We start from the raw sequence: 19,099 nt of genomic DNA on the forward strand, positions 1-19,099 counted from the left end.
AATAACTGTCTATTAATCCCGTTAAAAAAATAATGAGAAAAATTATTTTGGCTTATTTAGTCCTATTTCCGTTCATTTCTTTTGCCCAAATCAAAGGCGATGCAACCATCGATTGGTTAGAAAAAAAAGAAATGTCCTATGGTGATTTCAAAGTTACGATCCCTTTTTTTTTAGGAAATAGTTTCCATTATAATGCTACTGCCAAAACGCTCCTTTTTACTTTAAAAATAAATGAACCAGTCTCTTTTGACGAAGGGAAAATTCAAGTTACAAATATAATTTACGAATCGATTACTGCTGCTGAACTCGGAGATTTAGATATTGCAAACCTTCCTAAAACAGTAAGTTCGTCTTTGCAAATACGTAATTCCAGAGAGCTAAAGAATGCCTTTATTGAGCTTACACCAATAATTAAAGATAATTTCGGATTCAAACGAATCAAATCCTTTTCGTATGAAATAGAGCGTAACGCTTCTAGAATTTCACCCTCCGAAAAAACGTTTAATGGCATTTCTAATTCGGTTTTATCGAGCGGTACTTGGTTTCGATTTTATATTGAAAAATCGGGCGTGTATAAAATCTCTAAAAGCTTTCTGCAACAACTCGGACTTGATGTTACCGCTGACCCCCGAAAAATAAAAATATACGGCAATGGTGGACGAATGGCACCACTGTCCAACAACATTTACTATCCAAATGACTTGATCGAAAATGCAATTCAAATAAATGGCGAGGGGGACGGCATTTTCAACAATGAAGATTACATTCTTTTTTATGGTGAAGGCGTTGATACTTGGAATGAGGAAAGCAAAACACACCTTAACTTATATGACACAAAATCGTATTACTACATTACAACGCAAGGTGCTGACGGGAAAAGAATGGCTCCTTTAAGTCAACCTGCCGGAAACAGCACGTTGACTTTAACCTCCTTTGATGATCACCAACACCATGAAGTAGATCTGGCAAACATTGCCCGATTGGGCCGTCAATGGCTTGGTGAATCATTTGAGGTTAAAAACGAACAGGAATTTGACTTTACCTTTCCTAATTTTGACGCCACATCACCCGTTAAAATCATGCTGACAGCAGCCTCAGCCGCCTTTACACCTACTTCATTTACTGTGACTGCAAACGGAATTTCAGTTGGAAACATCTCGTTTCCTGCGCTGAATAAAAATTCAGAAACGGAATTTGTTTTGGGATTTTTACCCCTTAACGCCTCATTCAATGGGGCCGAAACGGTCAAAATAAAGCTCAAATACAACAACAATGGCGTTCCGGGCTCTAAAGGCTTTCTGGATAATATTAGGCTAATTGCCAAGAGAAAACTTCAAGGATACGGAAAACAGTTTCATTTTCAATACGATCAATCCGGCGCAAAGACCGGAATTGTCAATTATCTTATTTCAAATGCAGCGGGAATCTCTCAAATATGGGATGTTACGGATAGCTACAACACAACTAAAATCGAAAATGTAGATCAAAATACAGTCAATTTCAAAGCAGGTTTGGGAGAACTCAGAAAGTACATTGCAGTAGAGGCCTTGGATTATTATACTCCTTTAAAAGAAAGCAGATCAACGGTCCAGAATCAAAACCTAAAAGGAACCTTATTCAAAAATAGTCTGGGTCAATTTCAAGATATCGATTATGTAATTATTTCGCCTTCATTTTTAGTTTCTCAAGCTGAAAAACTAGCCGGTTTTCACCGCAATTATTCTAATTTGAATGTAAAAGTAATCCCTTTAGAATCGATATATCAAGAATTTTCTTCGGGCAAACAGGATGTCGCTGCTATAAGAAACTGCATTAAATACATCTATAAAAATGCTTCAACACCACAAAAAAGAATACAATTCATTAACCTTTTTGGCGATGCTTCCTACGATTTCAAAAACAGAATCATCAACAATACCAATGTTGTCCCTATTTATCACTCTTTAAATAGCAATACATCGGGAGAATCCTCTTTTGCCTCTGATGATTTTTTTGGACTAATGGATCCTTCAGAAGGAAATGTTATTTCCTATTTTGGGGGAATCGATATTGCAGTAGGCCGAATGCTGGTGAACGACTCCAAACAGGCGGATGAAATGGTGAATAAAGTGATTGAATATCACGACCTAAAATCCTACGGAAGCTGGAGGAATAACTTTGTACTCGTTTCTGATGATTCCGATATTGCTTCCGATGCCACTTTGCAAAAAAGACAAAATACGCTTGCAAATACCATTGCTACCGAAAAACCTTTTTTGAATGTCAATAAAATCCTCTTGGATTCCTACATTCAGGAAGCCGCTGCAGGAGGATCCAGATACCCTAAAGCACGAGCCGATTTCTTTAATGCTTTCGAAAAAGGCGCTTTAGTATTTAATTATTTAGGTCATGGTGGCGAAGACGGTTTATCAAGCGAGCGGATTTGGGAAAAATCAGACGGACAAAATTTAAGCAATCAATTCAGATACCCATTATTCATCACTATTACCTGTGAATTTTCCCGCTTTGACAATCCCTTTAGACCTACATCTGGGGAATATACGTACTGGAACCCAAAAGGCGGGGCAATAGCCATGATTACAACGATTCGTTCCATTGGTCAGTTTAGTGCCGAAAACTTTAATGATGTTTTTACTAAAAATTTATTATCATACGGCTCAAACCAATATTTATCTATTGCAGAAGCACTGAGAATTTCGAAAAACAGCAATCCCAATTCAGCGACCAATGTCGTCTTTTACATTGGCGACCCTGCATTAATGCTCGCTGTCCCCAGACCAAAAATTAGATTAACAAAAGTGAATGACATAGCCGTTACCCAAAGTATTGAGGACTTCAAATCACTCTCTAAAATCAAGTTGACCGGCGAAGTTACGGATGAGAACAACAATCCTTTGACCAACTATAATGGTGAAGTTTCCACTACTATTTTTGACAAAACCATTTCAAGAGCAACCTATAATAATGACGGAAATAGTCCAGTCATGAATTTTAATGTTTTAGGAGAAACCATATTCCGGGGAAATGCATCGGTTACAAACGGTGAATTTGAATTTAGCTTTGTTGTACCCCGAGACATCAGAATCCCTTTGGCAAACGGAAGAATTAGCTTTTATGCCAAAAAAAATCAAGTATTACAAAACGAAACCGGATATGATGCTACCATAAAAATAGGCGGAATAAACGAAAATGCCGCAACAGACAATATTAGCCCAACAGTGAAGTTATACATGAATGACGAGACTTTTGTTTCTGGCGGAATAACAAATGAATCCCCGTTTCTTGTTGCGTTACTCGAAGATGAAAACGGCATAAATACAGCCAGCGGAATAGGCCATGATATTGTTGCCATTTTAGATGGAGATGTAAGCAATCCCTTTGTATTAAATGACTATTATCAAACAAAACTGGATGATTTCACCAGTGGAACGCTTCGGTTTCCGTTGCGCAATTTAGCTCCCGGGTTGCATACAATCGCATTCAAAGCTTGGGATGTGTACAACAATCCCGTAACCACAGAAATTCAGTTTATTGTAGTGGGTGATGATGCCATAACATTGACACATGTGCTAAATTACCCCAATCCATTTGTCAGCTATACGGAGTTTTGGTTTACGCACAACAGACCATTTGAACCATTAGACGTTCAGGTTCAAGTAATGACAATAACAGGGAAAATAGTTTGGACAAGGAATCAAATCGTCACGACAGACGGTTTTTTATCCAAAGAAATCACTTGGGACGGCAAAGATGATTTTGGAGACCGAATAGGAAAGGGCGTCTATATCTATAAACTCACTGTAAAATCAAGCCAAACCAACAAGAAATCCGAAAAATATGAGAAACTTGTAATCCTTTAATTAAATACTATATTTGTTTAACAAACCTTCTGAAATAATGAAAAAAACAATACTGATTTTTACCCTTTTATTTATGGTTTCCTTTGCAAAAGCTCAGGATAATAGGGTCATAAACCCTGGAGTTCCATTTTTATTAGTCGCTGCCGATGCAAGAGCTGCAGGTATGGGAGATATAGGGGTTGCCACATCAGCCGATGCTTTTTCTCAGCAATGGAATCCGGCAAAATATGCATTTACCACAGATGCGCAAGGGTTTTCAATAAGTTACACGCCATACCTTACTGATCTGGTAAATGATATCGCATTAGCACAACTGACCTATTATCAAAAACTGAATGACCGAAGTGCTTTTGCAGGAAGCATTCGTTATTTTGGATGGGGCGATATTGAATTACGCAGAACTGGCGAACCTACAGAAACCTTTCCAACCGTATCGCCTAATGAATTTGCTATTGACGGCTCCTACTCCTTAAAACTAAGCGAGAAATTCTCGATGGCGATTGCAGGACGATTTATAAATTCTAATTTAAAAATTGCTTCCGAAAATAACGACGCCACATCTGCCAGTTCATTTGCTGTTGATGTAGCCGGTTTTTACCAATCCGAAGAACTGGCGTACAATGAATTCAACGGGAGATGGAGAGCGGGATTTAATATTCAGAATTTAGGACCAAAAATTAGTTACGACAACGATGATTTCAATAATAATTTCATTCCTGCAAATCTAAAAATAGGAACTGGTTTTGATTTTATATTAGACGATTATAATAAGGTTGCTTTAAATGTTGAATTTAATAAATTATTAGTTCCAACTCCTCAAAATCCAGATTTGAATGGAGATGGCACAGTGGCTCCCGAAGAACGCAATCAAAACAATGACAATTACCGTTCAATAGGCTGGGCATCTGGTGTTTTTAAATCATTTGGTGATGCGCCTGATGGATTTGGAGAAGAGGTAAAAGAAGTAACTTATGCGGTAGGTGCTGAATATTTGTACCAAGATTCCTTTGCCATGCGCCTGGGATATTTTCATGAAAGTCCGTTGAAAGGGGCTAGACAATTTTTATCCCTTGGAGCAGGTTTTAAATACAATGTTGTCAAAGTAGATGTTTCGTATTTATTCTCGGCATCAAAAGTAAAAAACCCTTTAGAAAACACCCTTCGTTTTTCACTTACCTTCAATTTTGGAGATAAATACGAAGAATATTAAACATAAATAAAATTTACCAATAATAATCCAAATTTCAGCCCGAACGCTTCGGAATGAAGTTTGGATTTTTTTTCCTCAAATTAGTATGAAAGAAATAATAATTACTACACAATTCAAAGCATTTGATGCCATTGAAGATTTGCCAAATGACATTCAGAATTTAATGGGACAAGCTGTTGAAATTAGAAAAAAAGCGTATGCCCCGTATTCAAAATTCAGAGTTGGCGCAGCCCTTCTTTTAGATAACGGCAAGATCGTTTTAGGTTCAAACCAAGAAAATGCGGCTTATCCATCCGGGCTTTGTGCGGAGCGGGTGGCTATTTTTCATGCAGGCGCAGTCTATCCAGAGGCTAAAATTTTGAAAATGGCTATCACAGCTGCTTCAGATACTAATACGACTTCGACCCCAATACCGCCTTGTGGTTCTTGCAGACAATCCATAGCCGAATATGAAATTCGGCAAGAGACCCCTATTGAAATCTATTTCATGGGAGAGATTGGTACAATTTACAAATCCGAATCCCTAAAAAACCTGCTCCCTTTTATGTTTGACAAAAAATACTTGTAAAAAATCCAAAAACTACCTATTAAATTTTAGTTCTAAGTTGGAATGTCTTATTTTTGCATCCCGACCCTTCGGGGCGCAAATTTGTGGGAGGAAACTATTTTGCGTTATAGGTACACATTGATAATACAATAACACTTTAGCAAAAGAAAAATTCAGATGAAAGAAGTTACAAAAGAAGTATATTTAAAGTGGTATGAAGACATGCTGCTTTGGCGAAAGTTTGAGGACAAACTTGCCGCATTATACATCCAACAAAAAGTTAGAGGTTTTCTACATTTATACAACGGTCAAGAAGCAGTACTAGCCGGTGCATTGCACGCCATGGACTTGACAAAAGACAAAATGATTACCGCGTACAGAAATCACGTTCAGCCAATAGGAATGGGAGTTGATCCCAGACGTGTGATGGCGGAACTTTTAGGAAAAGTTACCGGAACTTCAAAAGGAATGGGTGGTTCTATGCATATTTTTTCAAAAGAACACCGTTTTTATGGTGGACACGGAATTGTGGGCGGACAAATACCTGTAGGTGCAGGATTGGCTTTTGCAGACAAGTATTTTGAAACTGGGGGTGTTACTATGACCTATTTTGGTGATGGCGCCGCACGTCAAGGATCCTTACACGAAGCCTTCAACATGGCAATGTTATGGAAACTTCCTGTCGTATTTATTGTTGAAAACAATGGATATGCCATGGGAACATCTGTAGAAAGAACAGCGAATCATACTGATATCTGGAAACTAGGTCTAGGATATGAAATGCCTTGCGGACCAGTAGATGGAATGAATCCTGTAAAAGTTGCTGAAGCTATGACAGAAGCAATTGACAGAGCACGTCGTGGTGACGGACCTACTTTTCTTGAAATGAAAACGTACCGTTACAGAGGACACTCAATGTCAGACGCGCAATTGTATCGTTCGAAAGAAGAAGTTGAAGAGTACAAAAAAATCGATCCAATTACACAGGTTTTAGATATAATTAAAGAAAAAGAATATGCTACCGATGAAGAAATTGGAGCAATCGATAAGAGAGTGAAAAGTTTAGTTGAAGAATGTGTGAAATTTGCTGAAGAATCTGAATACCCACCTATTCAACAACTTTACGATGTAGTATACGAACAAGAGAACTATCCATTTTTACCTCATAAACTATAAATCAATTATGGCAACAATAATTACAATGCCTCGTTTGAGCGATACGATGACGGAAGGAACGGTAGCGACTTGGCTAAAAAAAGTAGGGGACAAAATCAGCGAAGGCGATATCCTTGCCGAAATTGAAACAGACAAAGCAACAATGGAATTCGAATCCTTCAATGAAGGAACTCTTTTATATATAGGTATTCCGGAAGGAGAAACCGCAGCTGTAGATTCTTTGTTAGCAATTATTGGAGATGAAGGCGAAGATGTTTCTGACTTAATCGCTGGAAAAACAGCTGATGTGGCTCCAGTTAAAGAAGAAGCAAAAGCTACTACAGAAGCAACTCCCGATACTATAAAAGAAGAAACAAAACCTACTACCACTGCTTTACCAGAGGGAGTTATAGTTATTACTATGCCACGTTTAAGTGACACCATGACCGAAGGAACTGTTGCTACTTGGTTAAAAAAAGTAGGCGATACAGTTGCCGAAGGAGACATTCTTGCTGAAATCGAGACAGACAAAGCAACAATGGAATTCGAATCCTTCAACGAAGGATCTTTATTGTATATTGGAATTGAAGAAGGAAATTCAGCACCAGTAGACAGCCTTTTAGCAATCATTGGACCAGCAGGAACGGATATTTCCGGAATTGCAGAAAATCATAAAACTGGCGGAGCACCACAAGCAGCACCCGTAGCTGAAAAAGAGATAGAAAAAGAAGTCGCTTCGACAGAAAAAACTTCAGAGCCAGTGACTCAAGAACCACTTGCTCAAGAAGCATCAACTGACGGGCAACGAATTTTAGCATCCCCATTAGCAAAGAAAATTGCAAGTGATAAAGGAATTCAATTGACACAAGTAAAAGGTTCTGGTGAAAACGGACGTATTGTAAAAAGCGATATTGAAAACTTCACGCCACAAACTGCCGCTCCAGCGCAGACAAATGTAGCGGCTGCACCAGCCAAAACAGAAACTGCAGCTGCGCCTAAAGTATTTGTTCCGGCAGGAGAAATTTTTACAGAAGAAATCAAAAATTCGCAAATGCGAAAAATCATTGCGAAACGTTTAGCAGAATCTTTATTCACCGCGCCACATTACAACTTAGTGATAGAGGTAGCAATGGATGAAGCAATGCAATCAAGAGTAATCATTAACAGTGTTCCGGACACAAAAGTATCGTTTAACGATATGGTGATAAAAGCGTGTGCAATGGCTTTAAAAAAACACCCAAAAGTGAATTCACAATGGAGAGAAGATTCAATTCTTATAAACCATCACGTGAATATAGGAGTTGCTGTAGCGGTTGAAGACGGATTAGTAGTTCCTGTATTGCGTTTTACAGATGCTATGAGTTTATCTCAAATTGGCGGAAGCGTAAGAGATCTTGCAGGAAGAGCTAAAAACAAAAAATTATTACCTACAGAAATGGAAGGAAGTACTTTTACCGTTTCTAATCTTGGAATGTTTGGTATTACTGAGTTCAACTCAATCATTAACCAACCCAATTCTGCTATTCTATCCGTAGGAGCTATTGTAGAAAAACCAGTAGTGAAAAATGGTCAGATTGTGGTAGGAAACACAATGATGTTATCTTTAGCTTGCGACCACAGAACAATTGATGGCGCAACTGGAGCTCAATTTTTACAAACATTGAAACAATTTATAGAAAACCCAGTAACGATGCTTGCGTAATAACTCCGTTTTTAAAATACAAATCCCGTCTTGTTTCAAAAACTTGACGGGATTTTTTATTTATTCTTCTCTTCAATCCAGCGAGACATATATTTTGTGCTTTTTAAAGTATGGTGTTGCAACATGGCTCCCATAAAATTACGCAGACGATGTTCCATCAAATTAGCACATAAAAATTCTATTTTAGTTCTAAAGTTATTTTCGAACAAATATTTTACATAGCGCTGATTAATAATTTTTAGTCCATTTTGTTGGGCTTGAAGCCAAATTGTTTTGTCTTGATATAATTGTACTGCCACATCCGCAAAATCAACAACATCATCCGTGATGTTACCGTTCCAAGACAAATCACCATGCATGGATTCTGAACCAATAGTAGTTGTTACGCTTGGCGTTCCGCATTGCATGGCTTCTAATAATTTCCCTTTAATACCCGCCCCAAAACGCAAAGGAGCCAAAACCACTCGTGCTTCCTTCACAACTTCTTTCGCATCAATGGTACGTCCCATGATTAAGAAGCCTTCTTTCTTATTATGCAATTGCAGTACTTTTTGAGAAGGATAAGCACCATAAATATTCAAAACTGTTTCTGGCAAACGCATCTTAATTAAGGGCCAAATCGTTTCTTTTAAATACTGAACCGCATTCCAATTGGGCTCATGAAGAAAATTCCCGATAAAAACAAAGTCTTTTCGTTCTTCAAAGAAAGGTAGCTTGTCTATTTCGGCAACAACAATTGGTTCCAATAAAAAAGGCAAATAATACAATAAGGCTTTCTCAATTTTAAATGTAGATTCCAAAAGTTCCACTTCAAATTCAGAAATCATCAAAGACAAATCACAACGTAAAATACTGGCTATTTCACGTTTGGCTACCTCTTCAACAAATAAATCAGTAGTCTTAAAGGAACGATTTTCTTTGAATGCTTTCTGACGAGCCAATCTTAGGCAATGTAAATCTTCGGTATCTAGCAACCGTAACGCATCCGGACAATTTTCGGCAACACGCCAACCAAATTGCTCTTCCATCATAAAACGATCAAACAAAACCACACCAGGATTCAGTTCTTTTATAATAACATCAAAACTGGAATTATTAAGTTCTATTGCTATTTTCTCCACTTCGTACTCTTGTAAATCAACCATGTAATCACTGTTTTGTGCAGGACTGGCAAACGTAATGCTAAAACCTTGCGCTTTAAAGAGTGAAATCAATTCCATCATCCTTCCTCCCGCTGCAGACGAATTGGGTTCCGGCCAAACAAAACCAATAATTAAAAGCTTTTGAACTTGATTCATAGTATTATAAAATTTCAATTGCAAAATAATGCTATTTTGAGTTCAATCTGGTCATTTGAATCAAAAATAGATTATAAAACACTAATTTTGCACAAATAAATTTCATCAGTATGTTAGGATTAAAATTAGCCACAGACCCGCGTTGGGTAAATATAGTTGAATCAAATATAGAAGAAATTCTAACGGATCATGCGTGGTGCGAGCAAAAGGCTGCTTCAAATGCCATCAGTATTGTTACCTACAACTCGGAAATAGAAGAACTAGTAACCGAAATGTTAATAATTGCAAGAGAAGAGTTAGAACATCTGCAAATGGTACATGACTTAATAAAAAGCAAAGGATTGACTTTAGGCAGAGAAAGAAAAGACCATTATGTAAATGAACTTTTCAAATTCATGAAAAAAGATGGCAGCCGAAAAGATGCATTGTGTGACCGATTATTATTTTCAGCAATGATTGAAGCAAGAAGCTGTGAACGATTTAAAGTTTTATCAGAAAACATAAAAGATGTTGAACTGGCTACTTTTTACAGAGATTTAATGATTAGTGAAGCGGGACATTACACCACATTTTTGAGATTTGCACGGAAATATGCTGATAATGTAGATGTTGACAAAAGATGGGCAGCATGGATAGAATTTGAAGGATCAATTATCACTAATTACGGAAAACAGGAAACGATTCATGGATAATTAAACAGACTATCTAATAGTAAATAAAAACAGGATGCTTTACGGTATCCTGTTTTTGTTTACTTAAAATTCTAGTCTATTATTTAACGATCATAAACTCCGAACGTCTGTTTAAGGCATGCTCCTCATCGGTACAATTCTCTTGACAATCCACTTTAAATTCTGATTCGCCAAACCCTTCTCCTGTTATTTTATCAACACTAATTCCTTTTGAAACAATGTAAGCTACCGCAGCATTTGCTCTTCTCTCAGAAAGATCCAAGTTAAATTCCTCTGTTCCTCTGGAATCCGTATGTGCCTTTACATTAATTTTTAATTGATCATTTTGAGCCATCACATAAACCAATTTATCAAGTTCTGTCGCGCCTTTTTTTGTTATATTACTTTTGTTGTAATCGAAATAAATAGGATTCAAAATATAGAAAATACTATAGTAAAAATAAGGACTAGAAATAGGATTTAATCTAATAAAAAAAAGCTCCCAATCTATAAAATTGGAAGCTTTTTTGTTTTTTAAAAATCATTTTTTTTGATAATATATTTTTGTGGAGAAATTCCAGTAACATTTTTAAAACTGGTAAAAAAGGGATTATATGAGGCAAATCCCACTTCTTTTGCTAGTGAATCCATTGTATTTGTTTTTAAATAATTCGATTCAATCAATAGAATTGAACGATAAATTCGGATTTTCTTTTTATAATCTAAAAACGAGATTTTAGAATGATACTTAAAAAGATAATTTAAATGGCTATTGGGAATATTTAATTTTATTGCTAAGTCAACTATTGAAAATTTTGAATCTTGAAACAATTCAAATTTTCTAGAAATTTCCTCAATTTCATTAATATACCGTATAATATATTTATCAATTTTTTCTTGTAATTTACTATCTTGATCTTTTTTTTGCTCTTTGTTAAATTCAACAATCCAATCTGTATCCAATAAGAGATTGACCTTTTTTGTTTCCTTCATGATATCAAAAATTGGGTAGCCATAAAGTAATTCTGGAGATATTAATACTCTAAAAAAAGTTATTATCCAAATTATTGCACCTATCCACTGAAAACGATCGGCTACAACAAAACCACTGCGATAATCGTTAACTAAAAAGAGCGTCGCAAAAAGTTTAAGCGAAATAATTAATACTATGATGAACAAAAAAAGGTTCCATTTTTTAATCAATATACTATGTTTACTATTACTTTCTCCATTTTTTTTTGCCCAAACATTCTTGTTTAATATCTGGTAAGCCAAAAAAAAGTATGTTATGGTGTACAATATTAAGACTAAAAAGAAGGAAAAATAAAAAGAGGGTGGCAAGAAATAATTTGTACTTACGACAGATAAATTTATCGCCAAAAATGCAAGAGGGAAAATATAATGGACAAGATCAGCCTTCATAAATAGCTTCTGATCGGCAATTAAATTTTTAAAATACAAATATAAACTAGGAATGATTAGTATTAAAAATTTACAGTAATTAATATAATGTTCTTTTAAATAAACTAAATAACCAAAAGAGAAAAATCCGCTTAATAGAAAACGAATAGAAATTAGAGTAAAAATCAATATTAAATAAAAATTGATCGTTTTATTTCTTCTAAAGCTTGCTAGGATTATTATTAAGGTTAAAAAGCCTAAAAAACCAGTGATAATGAAAAGTAAATTTATAATCAAAATTTATATATTTTAAATAAAACTAAAAATTTGTTTTTACTGAAATAGACGCTGCGACACAAAGACAAATATATATTATTAATTCAATTTTTCGGTAGCAAAAAAATTCAAAAACAAGTAATATGTTTTTAAATTAACATTGAAACAATTCTTTTTTGATTTCAGAATTACTTTTTATTGTATCATTTTTTGAATTTATTATTTACTAAAAACTCAAAAACTCTTACTATTTTGATTAATTTGTGTAGTTCGTCGGATTTATGATGTTTGATAGCTTTTTTTTTGTCTTATCATTACATCAAAATCCGTTTATATGAAATATTTACTTTTACTTTTCAGTACAGCTTTTTATGCACAGGTACTACACCATGAAATGCTTTCTTCTCAAGGGATATCAACAAAAACATATAATGGTTTGATAGTAGTACAAACTATTGGTCAGCAAAGTATGACAGGAACTTCCACGAATAAAGATTATACCGTAATGCAAGGATTTCAGCAAAGCCTTTGGGGGAAATATATTACTTCCAATAAAATAGATGTGATTGAAGGTATTAAAACCATAACCTATCCCAATCCATTTACTGAAACTGTCAATTTTCAATTCTCAGAATCGATTACTGATCTAATTACCATTTCTATTTTTGATATTTTGGGACGTTTGATATTTGAACAAAAAAAAGTATCCGTCAACACAATTTTGACTATTAATTTGGCACAGTTGCCAAGTTCAGAATACCTAGTACGACTAAATTCCACCAACCTCAATTATTATACTAAAATTATAAAACGATGATGAAAAATTACCTACTATTTGTTATTTTAATTACTTCCTGTCAATTATTTTCACAAGAAATTTTTTTAAATACAGGAAAGAATTTTACAAAGTATGATTATAAGAATGGCTTTGGGCAATCAGATCCAGATCTTCAAAGCGGAACGGGTAATTTTTATGAAATTGGGTTTAATAAACCGATACTAAATAAGCATATACTTTATTCATATGGACTTTCTCTTAATGAATATAATGCCCTAGGCGGGAATGTTGCAAATTCCTATAGTTGGGAAACTAAATACCTGGGCATTAAAACAGGATTAGGATTTTCTTTGTTCCCTATGGACGATTTTCATAAATTAAATTTTTTACTGCAAGTGGGTATTTTAGGCGAAACCATCATTTATGGAAAACAAAAAATAGATGGCGCTTATTATGATTTAGTGTACCAAAAGGAATTTACGGGACTAGTAGTGGAATCATCCATCGGTTTTCAAGTCAAGTATCGTGTTCCTTCCCTGGGTTTTTTAAGTATTGGCTATAATTATGGTCAAACTTTAAACATATCCAATTCGACAACTGAAAAAATATCATTCATGACCCATCAACTACAATTAGGTGTTAATTTCCCAATTAAATAAATTAAATTATGAAAAAAATAATTCTACTTATTTTCCTTTTTATTGGCGCCAAAAATTTTGCGCAAACTAATGGGATAACCTATCAGGCCGTAATTTTGAATCCAAAAGGAGAAAAAATACCAGGAGTAAATAATTCAAATGCTTTTTTAGTAAGTAAAGACATTTGCATGAAGTTTGAATTTGTTGACGAATATTCTAATGTAGAATATCAGGAAGTGATTCAAACTAAAACAGATAAATTTGGAATGGTCAATCTGATCATTGGATCAGGATCACAAACAGGCGGGTATGCTTCCTCTTTTCAGGAAATCGTATGGAATTCTATCAGTAAAAAATTGATTGTGGCTATTAACACAAATGGCAGTTGCAACTCTTTTACTGAAATAAGCAATCAGCACTTTAATTCGGTTCCTTTTGCGTTTTTTACTAAAAATGCAGAAAATGTTACTGGTATGGTGGCTATTGAAAATGGAGGTACCGGAGCGATTACGATGAGTGGTTTAAAAACAAACTTCGGAATGGAGAATATGGATAATACGAGCGATTTGAATAAACCAATAAGTGCCGCTGCTCAATTAGTATTCAGTTTAAAAGAAAATGTAACAAACAAAAGCACTAGTATTGCAACTGATGCTGCATCAGATACTAAATATCCAACGGTAAAATCGGTTAAGACTTATGTAGATAGTCAAGTACCTACAACAGGACCCCAAGGAATTCAAGGGGATACTGGCGCAGCAGGAGTAGCCGGTGCAACAGGAGCAGCTGGTTTAACCACTTCAGTTAACGGAGTTACACAGGTAAACGGAGCAATAACACTAAATAAAACCGATATAGGTTTAGGCAATGTAAATAACACAGCAGATGCAGATAAACCTGTTTCCTCTGCCATACAAACCGCATTAGATGCAAAAGCGAGTTTAGTTGCGCTGGCAGTTAAAGCGGATCAAAGTGCGGTAGACCTGAAAGCACCATTAGCTTCTCCTACTTTTACCGGAACTGTATCTGGAGTAACAGCAACGATGGTCGGTTTAGGCAATGTAAATAATACAAGCGATGCAGCAAAGCCGATATCAACTGCCATACAAACCGCATTAGACTTAAAGGCGAGTCTAGCTGCGCTGGCAGCTAAATCAGATCAAAGTGCGGTAGACCTGAAAGCACCATTAGCTTCTCCCACTTTTACCGGAACGGTAGCAGGAATTACCTCAACAATGGTGGGCTTAGGTAATGTAGATAATACCAGCGATGTTAATAAACCTGTTTCAACATTAACCGCAACTGCATTAGGATCCAAAGTAGATAAAGTAACAGGAGAAAGACTTATCAACGCAACAGAAATCACAAAACTTGGCAATCAATCGGGCACTAACTCAGGGGATCAAGATTTGAGCGGCTTAACAACAATCGCCGCTACAAATACCGCATTAGCCTTAAAAGCTAATATAGCTTCTCCAACTTTTACCGGCGCACCTATATTGCCAACCGGAACTATTGGCGTAACTCAAGCGGTTGGAAATAATACGACCGCCTTAGCCACAACCGCATTTGTAAATGCGGCAACTTCTGCTGGAGGTTCTTTTGTAGATTTAACAACTGCGCAAACTGTTGCGGGCGTAAAAACTTTTAGCACTGATGCGAAATTCAATGAAATTACTGTAGGGCGTGGTACAGGCAATTCATTCTATAGTACAGCGGTAGGCTATGAGGCATTAAAGGTCAATACCACAGGTAGCGTTAACACCGCCAATGGAGCTCTAGCCCTTAGAAACAACACCACAGGTAGCGAAAATACTGCTATCGGTGTTAATGCTCTTCACATTAACGCAATCGGCAGTAACAATACTGGTATTGGTTCTAATGCCCTTTACTACACCTCAGGTCGCGGCAACACTGCTATAGGTAAGGATGCGATGTACGAAAACACAACAGGCAACAACAATACTGCTATCGGTTACAATACAGGTGTAAGTGCAGGTTCCGGTACAGGATCTGGCAACACCATACTAGGGGCTAATGTAACAGGTTTAGCCACAACGCTTACCAACAACATCATTTTAGCCAACGGTACAGGAGCCATTAAAGCACAAAATAATGGTACGAACTGGACATTAACTGGAGGTTTAACCGCTGGTGGTATTACTTATCCTGCTATAAATGGCACCAACGGGCAAGTACTTACAACAAATGGAAGTGGTGTGGCTACTTGGGCAGCAGCATCGGGTGGTTTTACACATTACCTTGGCGAACTCTTTAATGGTGGCATAATTTATTATCTCTACAAAGGTAGCGATGGTTTAGAACACGGGCTTATCGTTGCGCTTACCGAAAGCACATATGCATGGCAAACAGCACCCACACTTACAGGTGCCAACCGTACCGAAGATGGTGCATTTAACACCAATTTAATGACAGGAAGCCCAACGAAAACTTATATTAACGGATTAGGCCCTGAGTGGTATTTGCCAAGTATTGATGAATTAATATTATTGTATTCCAATCGTTATAGTGCACAAAAGGCTTTGCGAGCAGGTAACAACACACTGCTTTCAATATCAGCTAACTATTGGAGCAGTACCGAAAATACAAACTCTATGACGTATAACTTCAGTTTCTTACTTGGTTACGTCATAATCGATCTTAAGACCACCGCGGTTTCCGTACGTGGAGTTAGGGCTTTTTAACTCCCGATAGCTATCGGGATTAACCATTTTTTCATTACCGCATAAGCGGTCTAATTTAAAAAATAGCACTTATTATGATTTATACCCTTGGATAAAGATTTTTTCAAAAAAATAAATGAATGTTTGTAATTATCCAAGGGGGGGGTAAAAGGGATGCATTGAAATTGGTAAGGAGTATATTCAGGGCTAAAGAAAGAACACCTCGATGGATAGCATAGACAAAGTTTTTGCTTTTTGTAACAAAGGATGGTTGTGGTAATATTTTAATAAGAGTAGATTTTGCGAAGTGATATTTCACGTAAAATTTAAAAATGACCTTGAGCCAATGATGCAAATTAGCGATAATTTTTATAGTTATTGTTATTTTAGATTTTTATATAAAAAAGGTTCAGCTTTACGGAGGGCACTGAAAAACTTCACTTATTTTGATTAGAGTCGTTTTTTAGACAATAAAAAAACGCTTATAACAGGATTTTAAAGATCCTTTATGAGCGTTTTAATTTTTACAACTGTTTTTTATTATAGGTTATATGAGTCGATTTTTGACTTTTATAGGCTCATTGAGTGTACTGCGCATGTAGCTTTGATTTTCCTACATTAATTTGAGTATTCTTTTTAAGTTGACTGCGAAAATTGCTATTGCACCTTGCATTTGCATATTGGTAATGCCATATGATATTGCTCTATCATAACCATGTACATTTTTCAACTCACTATTTTTCGCTTCTATTTTATATCGGTGTTTTGCTTTTTCTTTGTAATAGTCAGTTTCTTGAAAGCTGATTTGTTCTTGGTGTAAGTCCGATTTTATCGACACCGAATATGTTTTTGTCTTGGCTCCTTCTTTATAACAACCCTCTTTTAAAGAGCAGGTCTTACATTTTTCCACATCAAAATAGTAGGTTTGTATTTGATTGGTTCCAACATTTTTTTTGCCTTGGCAAGCCTTTCGTATAGCCATGTGACCAGCAGGACAAACAAATCTATCGGCATCTTTATTGTAATCAAATTTATCTTCGTCTTTTCTAGCCCCTTGTGCTATTGTAACATTTAGTCTTGCTACCACTTTAATATTTTGCCCACTTGTGAGTTTGAGATTTTTTTTTCCTGTATAGGCTCCATCGCCAATAATTATATCAACATCGATTCCGTTTTCCTGACTAATTTCTAAAAGTTTAGGTAACTCCGGGCCATCTCCTTTTTCGCCTGATGTGACTACAGCTGCTGTAATGATGCGCTCTTCGGTCATCGCTAAATGAGTCTTATAGCCGAAGAAGGAACTATCAGCGGATTTATGCCCCATTTTAGCATCTGGATCTTTTGATAACGTAAAATTTTCCTGAGTGTCTTCTATCGTTTCTTTAAGCAAGTTTAATTTTTCTTTCACCGCAAGTATAGAACTTAAAGATTGTTCTTTTTCTAGCCGTCTCTCCAACTCTTTACAATAGGCCAATTCCTTTTCTAATTCATTGGTATTGTTCTTCTCTGACATACGTTCTTTCCATTGGTCATCAAATAAATAAACCGTTTTTCGCAGTAGTTTTGAACGCTCATGCAATACTGCAATTGCCGAAAATGGATTTGATCTCGATAAAGTATGTGTGGCATCAACTATAATAGACTTAGGACGGATAATGCCCTTTTCAAGGGCTATAGTCACCGTTTTACTAATCAATAGATTTAATAAGTCGGTGTCCTTCAAACGTAGTTTTCTATATTTTGTTAACGTACTAGAATTGATAACATCTTCTTCTGGTGCCATTTCCAAAAAATACTTAAAGGACATATCAAAACGGGAACGCTCCACTACATCAATATCTGAAACGGTATAAATTGTTTTCAGAAGTAAATACTTGAACATACGCACAGGACTTTCTGCTGTGCGACCATTATTTGTACAGTATTTATTTAGCAACTCATCATAGATAAATGAAAAATCTATCAACTCATTGATTTTTCTTAGCATATTGTCCTTGGGAACGATTAAATCATATAACGAAGAGTACAGACTGAATTGAATTTTTTGTTGTTGAACTAACATCTAAAAGCCTTTTGGCTACCATTAAAAATACGAAAAAAGGAGCAAAAAACTATAGTTTTCTACTCCTTTTTATTAACAATTAATTCTTAAAAAGACTTTTTCAGTGCCCTCGCTTTACGGTTGAACCTTTTTTGTTAGTAATTAAGAAGAAGTACTATTTACACTTTTCCTAACGTATATAATTGTTCCATTGTAAGGGTTCAACTTCCTTCCTTAGGTTCTAAGGTTATCCCAAAAGCTTCTGCATCAATTGCGTTAGCTACAGCAAACATTTTTTGATCATTAACCTTGAAATTATCTAGAGTTAATGGATTCAAATTTAATGCCCCTACTTGATATACAATTCTTCTGGAGGTTCCGGTAATACTGTAGCATCTACATAAACCATTCTATAAATCAATCCTCCCTAGTGTATCTGAATTCCTTCGTTTGTCCAACATTTTGAACATCAATGGAAATGCTACGTTTTTATAACTTACTCCCAACATCAGAATGTTACTGTTTTTAGTTCCGAACTTCCAATTGGTTCTATCTAGCACCAATACCAAATCGGATTTAGCTGATAATAAAATGAATATCAATGAAGAAACTATTTTCATGCGAAAATAAAATTCCTTCATGAATCTTTGCATTCTTCTATAAGAGCTGTTTTTAGTAGCAGTTGTTTTGTTGAATTTCAATAATATATGTTTTTGTCATGTACTAATAAAATTAGTTTAAAACTTTGTCCAAATTTAAGTAAAAAAACATAATTTTTTAAAACAAAAAAACCCCTATTCCTATCGGAATAGGGGTTTTCAAAGAAAGGCGACGAACC

The 19,099-nt window shown here is 35.7% G+C and carries 14 protein-coding genes; 9 read left to right on the top strand and 5 right to left on the bottom strand.

What is annotated here, in order from left to right; genetic code table 11:
• Positions 1-32 precede the first annotated feature (32 nt).
• The 5 genes from porU to EKL97_RS14410 all read left to right on the top strand — a co-directional run bounded on the left by porU (position 33) and on the right by EKL97_RS14410 (position 8,474).
• Positions 33-3,860, top strand: coding sequence for a type IX secretion system sortase PorU (porU, locus tag EKL97_RS14390; protein ID WP_126569166.1), 3,828 nt, complete (start codon positions 33-35; stop codon positions 3,858-3,860).
• 37 nt (positions 3,861-3,897) lie between these two features.
• Complete coding sequence (porV, locus tag EKL97_RS14395) at positions 3,898-5,070, top strand: type IX secretion system outer membrane channel protein PorV (protein ID WP_126569167.1); 1,173 nt, start codon at positions 3,898-3,900, stop codon at positions 5,068-5,070.
• An 85-nt stretch (positions 5,071-5,155) separates the two neighbouring features.
• Positions 5,156-5,638, top strand: coding sequence for a cytidine deaminase (cdd, locus tag EKL97_RS14400; RefSeq protein WP_126461638.1), 483 nt, complete (start codon positions 5,156-5,158; stop codon positions 5,636-5,638).
• A gap of 156 nt (positions 5,639-5,794) precedes the next feature.
• Positions 5,795-6,793: a pyruvate dehydrogenase (acetyl-transferring) E1 component subunit alpha gene (gene pdhA / locus EKL97_RS14405; RefSeq protein ID WP_126554627.1), complete on the top strand. Its 999-nt coding sequence runs from the start codon at positions 5,795-5,797 to the stop codon at positions 6,791-6,793.
• A gap of 7 nt (positions 6,794-6,800) precedes the next feature.
• Positions 6,801-8,474, top strand: a complete 1,674-nt coding sequence (locus EKL97_RS14410) for a pyruvate dehydrogenase complex dihydrolipoamide acetyltransferase (protein WP_126569168.1) — start codon at positions 6,801-6,803, stop codon at positions 8,472-8,474.
• Positions 8,475-8,530: 56 nt separating this feature from the next.
• Here EKL97_RS14410 and EKL97_RS14415 read toward each other — a convergent pair whose 3' ends face one another.
• Complete coding sequence (locus EKL97_RS14415) at positions 8,531-9,772, bottom strand: glycosyltransferase (RefSeq protein ID WP_126569169.1); 1,242 nt, start codon at positions 9,770-9,772, stop codon at positions 8,531-8,533.
• Between the two features lie 110 nt (positions 9,773-9,882).
• On the opposite strand from EKL97_RS14415, the gene EKL97_RS14420 reads away from it, so the two are divergent.
• Positions 9,883-10,464 (top strand): tRNA-(ms[2]io[6]A)-hydroxylase, encoded by a 582-nt coding sequence (locus tag EKL97_RS14420; protein ID WP_126461626.1) that lies wholly within the window; start codon positions 9,883-9,885, stop codon positions 10,462-10,464.
• Positions 10,465-10,543: 79 nt separating this feature from the next.
• Here EKL97_RS14420 and EKL97_RS14425 read toward each other — a convergent pair whose 3' ends face one another.
• Complete coding sequence (locus EKL97_RS14425) at positions 10,544-10,879, bottom strand: OmpA family protein (protein WP_233584092.1); 336 nt, start codon at positions 10,877-10,879, stop codon at positions 10,544-10,546.
• 98 nt (positions 10,880-10,977) lie between these two features.
• Positions 10,978-12,141: a helix-turn-helix domain-containing protein gene (locus tag EKL97_RS14430; protein ID WP_126461623.1), complete on the bottom strand. Its 1,164-nt coding sequence runs from the start codon at positions 12,139-12,141 to the stop codon at positions 10,978-10,980.
• Positions 12,142-12,454: 313 nt separating this feature from the next.
• Here EKL97_RS14430 and EKL97_RS14435 point away from each other — a divergent pair, with 313 nt between their 5' ends.
• From EKL97_RS14435 to EKL97_RS14445, 3 genes are read left to right on the top strand one after another with little or no spacing between them, the layout of a single operon-like run.
• A complete protein-coding gene (locus EKL97_RS14435) occupies positions 12,455-12,937 on the top strand; it encodes a T9SS type A sorting domain-containing protein (protein ID WP_126461620.1) in 483 nt (160 codons plus the stop codon).
• Positions 12,934-13,557, top strand: a complete 624-nt coding sequence (locus tag EKL97_RS14440; RefSeq protein ID WP_126569171.1) for a hypothetical protein — start codon at positions 12,934-12,936, stop codon at positions 13,555-13,557. Before EKL97_RS14435 ends, EKL97_RS14440 begins: the two co-directional genes overlap by 4 nt.
• A gap of 8 nt (positions 13,558-13,565) precedes the next feature.
• Positions 13,566-16,241 carry a beta strand repeat-containing protein gene (locus EKL97_RS14445; RefSeq protein ID WP_126569172.1) on the top strand — a complete coding sequence of 892 codons (2,676 nt, stop codon included), beginning with the start codon at positions 13,566-13,568 and terminating at the stop codon, positions 16,239-16,241.
• Positions 16,242-16,833: 592 nt separating this feature from the next.
• Here the strand turns inward: EKL97_RS14445 and EKL97_RS14450 are convergent.
• Positions 16,834-18,282, bottom strand: coding sequence for an IS1182 family transposase (locus EKL97_RS14450; protein WP_126569173.1), 1,449 nt, complete (start codon positions 18,280-18,282; stop codon positions 16,834-16,836).
• Between the two features lie 389 nt (positions 18,283-18,671).
• The gene (locus EKL97_RS14455; protein WP_126569174.1) at positions 18,672-18,962 is read right to left on the bottom strand and encodes a hypothetical protein; all 291 of its coding nucleotides are present in this window, start codon (positions 18,960-18,962) and stop codon (positions 18,672-18,674) included.
• Positions 18,963-19,099: the final 137 nt, after the last annotated feature.

It is taken from the genome of Flavobacterium sp. LS1P28 (assembly GCF_003970335.1).
GTDB lineage: Bacteria > Bacteroidota > Bacteroidia > Flavobacteriales > Flavobacteriaceae > Flavobacterium.

Bases quoted from the DNA above. Each gene is read 5' to 3' on its own strand.
- porU (WP_126569166.1), top strand. From the start codon at position 33: ATGAGAAAAATTATTTTGGCTTATTTAGTCCTATTTCCGTTCATTTCT.
- porV (WP_126569167.1), top strand. From the start codon at position 3,898: ATGAAAAAAACAATACTGATTTTTACCCTTTTATTTATGGTTTCCTTT.
- cdd (WP_126461638.1), top strand. From the start codon at position 5,156: ATGAAAGAAATAATAATTACTACACAATTCAAAGCATTTGATGCCATT.
- pdhA (WP_126554627.1), top strand. From the start codon at position 5,795: ATGAAAGAAGTTACAAAAGAAGTATATTTAAAGTGGTATGAAGACATG.
- EKL97_RS14410 (WP_126569168.1), top strand. From the start codon at position 6,801: ATGGCAACAATAATTACAATGCCTCGTTTGAGCGATACGATGACGGAA.
- EKL97_RS14415 (WP_126569169.1), bottom strand. From the start codon at position 9,772: ATGAATCAAGTTCAAAAGCTTTTAATTATTGGTTTTGTTTGGCCGGAA.
- EKL97_RS14420 (WP_126461626.1), top strand. From the start codon at position 9,883: ATGTTAGGATTAAAATTAGCCACAGACCCGCGTTGGGTAAATATAGTT.
- EKL97_RS14435 (WP_126461620.1), top strand. From the start codon at position 12,455: ATGAAATATTTACTTTTACTTTTCAGTACAGCTTTTTATGCACAGGTA.
- EKL97_RS14440 (WP_126569171.1), top strand. From the start codon at position 12,934: ATGATGAAAAATTACCTACTATTTGTTATTTTAATTACTTCCTGTCAA.
- EKL97_RS14445 (WP_126569172.1), top strand. From the start codon at position 13,566: ATGAAAAAAATAATTCTACTTATTTTCCTTTTTATTGGCGCCAAAAAT.
- EKL97_RS14450 (WP_126569173.1), bottom strand. From the start codon at position 18,282: ATGTTAGTTCAACAACAAAAAATTCAATTCAGTCTGTACTCTTCGTTA.